The following is a 2,953-nucleotide window of genomic DNA, read 5'->3' on the forward strand; positions in this document are numbered from 1 at the left end:
GGTCATCAAGGTAGACCCTAAGTACACAAGCCAGGATTGTCCTGTCTGCGGACACCGGGAGAGGAGGCCCCTGTGGGTCAGGGAGTTCACCTGTCCCTCTTGTGGTACTCTTCTCCATCGGGACGTGGCCGCGGCAGTAAACATCTTGGCTAAGGCTCGGACGGAGCCTTCGGGGACGGGTTTACACCCGGAGCCGAGAAGCCCCGCTCTTTAGAGCGGGGAGTCGTCACACGTCTAAGATCACCTGGGCCCTCCACCTCCCGTTCTCCTGGCTCACCTGCAGGCCGTGAAAGGTGGCGCTCTTCACCTCCCCTTGAAAACCGAAGGCTTCCTGGAAGGGTTCCCCTAAGAGGGTGGCGGTGAGGCGGTAACCCTCATCCTTCCTTTCTACCCTTACCCGCGCCCTTCCGGGCACGAAGCCCTTGGTCTGGACCAGGTAGATGAGCTCGTTGAGGAAACGCACCAGGAGGGTTTCCAGGTCCTCGGCCTCCAGGGAAAGGTGCCGGCGCCGGCTGCCCCCTTCCGGAGGATAGAGGAACATCACCTGCAAAAGCCCTTTGAGGGCGGCTTGGAAGAGGTCCTCGAGGCTCCTTGCCTCTAGCTCAAAGCCCACGTCGGCGGTGTGGTCCAAGGGCCTTACCACCATGGGCCCTCCTCAGTGCCCTGGAAGCCCGGAAGGTGAAAGGTTTCCGTCCAGAGCCGTTCGGGATATCCTTCCATGAAGGCCAGGATGGAAAGGGCCTGGGTTTTGTGCTGGGCCAAGGCCTTGAGCTTCCGGGCCAAGGCCCATTCGGGGAGGCGCAGGCGGTGGGTAATGGGCCAAGGGCCCTCGGGTCGGACGAAGTAGACCACCTGGGCCAGGCCTTCCGCGGCCCTTTTGGCGTAGCGGCTCGTGGCCACGTGGTCGGGGTGGCCGTTGATACCGTCTGGGGGAAAGGTGACCACGTACCGGGGCCTAAGGGAAAGGAGCCATTCCCGTATAGCAGCTTCCGCTTCCGGATGGTCTAGGAGACCTTTACCCGAGGCCAAGCCACGGGGCCCTTCGCCGGCATCTTGGGGCAGGGCGTTGGGAAAGGGGAGGACCTGGAGGAAATCCACCCCCAGGATTTCCCCTGCCTGGTGGAGTTCCCTCACCCGCACCTGGGGTAGCTCCTCCGGGGAGCATAGCCCCAAGGTCCTTCCCGCTTCCCCCCGGGTGAGGGTTAGGATCCCCGTCCTAAGCCCAGCTTCCTTGGCGAGAAGAAGGGCCCCTCCGGCGCCAAAGCTTTCGTCATCGGGGTGGGGGACCACCACCAAGAGGTCCACCATGCCCCCATCTTGACAGAAAAGCCCCCACCTGGTACATTCAATGTTGCGCCGGTTGGACCGGCGGGGGATCTTGAAAGCGCAGGAACAGGGCAACGCACGAAAGATCACGCCTTTAGGCGTTTTTTTGTTGGAGAGTTTGATCCTGGCTCAGGGTGAACGCTGGCGGCGTGCCTAAGACATGCAAGTCGGGCGGGGCGGGTTTATACCTGCCCAGCGGCGGACGGGTGAGTAACGCGTGGGTGACCTACCCGGAAGAGGCGGACAACCTGGGGAAACCCAGGCTAATCCGCCATGTGGTCCTATTCTGTGGGGTAGGACTAAAGGGGCGACCCGCTTCCGGATGGGCCCGCGTCCCATCAGCTAGTTGGTGGGGTAAAGGCCCACCAAGGCGACGACGGGTAGCCGGTCTGAGAGGATGGCCGGCCACAGGGGCACTGAGACACGGGCCCCACTCCTACGGGAGGCAGCAGTTAGGAATCTTCCGCAATGGACGGAAGTCTGACGGAGCGACGCCGCTTGGAGGAGGAAGCCCTTCGGGGTGTAAACTCCTGAACTGGGGACGAAAGCCCTGGAGAGGGGGATGACGGTACCCAGGTAATAGCGCCGGCCAACTCCGTGCCAGCAGCCGCGGTAATACGGAGGGCGCGAGCGTTACCCGGATTTACTGGGCGTAAAGGGCGTGTAGGCGGTTTGGGGCGTCCCATGTGAAAGGCCACGGCTCAACCGTGGAGGAGCGTGGGATACGCTCAAGCTAGAGGGTGGGAGAGGGTGGTGGAATTCCCGGAGTAGCGGTGAAATGCGCAGATACCGGGAGGAACGCCGATGGCGAAGGCAGCCACCTGGCCCATTTCTGACGCTGAGGCGCGAAAGCGTGGGGAGCAAACCGGATTAGATACCCGGGTAGTCCACGCCCTAAACGATGCGCGCTAGGTCTCTGGGGTTATCTGGGGGCCGAAGCCAACGCGTTAAGCGCGCCGCCTGGGGAGTACGGCCGCAAGGCTGAAACTCAAAGGAATTGACGGGGGCCCGCACAAGCGGTGGAGCATGTGGTTTAATTCGAAGCAACGCGAAGAACCTTACCAGGCCTTGACATGCTAGGGGACCTGGGTGAAAGCCTGGGGTGCCCGCGAGGGAGCCCTAGCACAGGTGCTGCATGGCCGTCGTCAGCTCGTGTCGTGAGATGTTGGGTTAAGTCCCGCAACGAGCGCAACCCCTGCCCTTAGTTGCCAGCGGGATAGGCCGGGCACTCTAGGGGGACTGCCTGCGAAAGCGGGAGGAAGGCGGGGACGACGTCTGGTCATCATGGCCCTTACGGCCTGGGCGACACACGTGCTACAATGCCCACTACAGAGCGCGGCGACCCAGCGATGGGGAGCGAATCGCGGAAAGGTGGGCGTAGTTCGGATTGGGGTCTGCAACCCGACCCCATGAAGCCGGAATCGCTAGTAATCGCGGATCAGCCATGCCGCGGTGAATACGTTCCCGGGCCTTGTACACACCGCCCGTCACGCCATGGGAGCGGGTTCTACCCGAAGTCGCCGGGAGCCTTAGGGCAGGCGCCGAGGGTAGGGCTCGTGACTGGGGCGAAGTCGTAACAAGGTAGCTGTACCGGAAGGTGCGGCTGGATCACCTCCTTTCTAAGGAG

General features: G+C 62.7%; 3 protein-coding genes and 1 rRNA gene. 2 read left to right on the forward strand and 2 right to left on the reverse strand.

Features of this window, described 5'->3' with window-relative positions; translation table 11 throughout:
* Positions 1-4: 4 nt before the first annotated feature.
* Positions 5-214, forward strand: a complete 210-nt coding sequence (locus L0D16_RS03790) for a zinc ribbon domain-containing protein (protein WP_243030122.1) — start codon at positions 5-7, stop codon at positions 212-214.
* A gap of 12 nt (positions 215-226) precedes the next feature.
* On the opposite strand, the gene L0D16_RS03795 is transcribed toward L0D16_RS03790, so the two are convergent.
* Positions 227-646, reverse strand: coding sequence for an archease (locus L0D16_RS03795; RefSeq protein WP_243030117.1), 420 nt, complete (start codon positions 644-646; stop codon positions 227-229).
* Positions 637-1,308 (reverse strand): PIG-L deacetylase family protein, encoded by a 672-nt coding sequence (locus L0D16_RS03800; protein ID WP_243030118.1) that lies wholly within the window; start codon positions 1,306-1,308, stop codon positions 637-639. Before L0D16_RS03800 ends, L0D16_RS03795 begins: the two co-directional genes overlap by 10 nt.
* A 124-nt stretch (positions 1,309-1,432) precedes the next feature.
* On the opposite strand from L0D16_RS03800, the gene L0D16_RS03805 reads away from it, so the two are divergent.
* A 16S ribosomal RNA gene (locus L0D16_RS03805) occupies positions 1,433-2,945 on the forward strand.
* Positions 2,946-2,953: the final 8 nt, after the last annotated feature.

It is taken from the genome of Thermus altitudinis, assembly GCF_022760835.1.
Lineage (GTDB): Bacteria > Deinococcota > Deinococci > Deinococcales > Thermaceae > Thermus > Thermus altitudinis.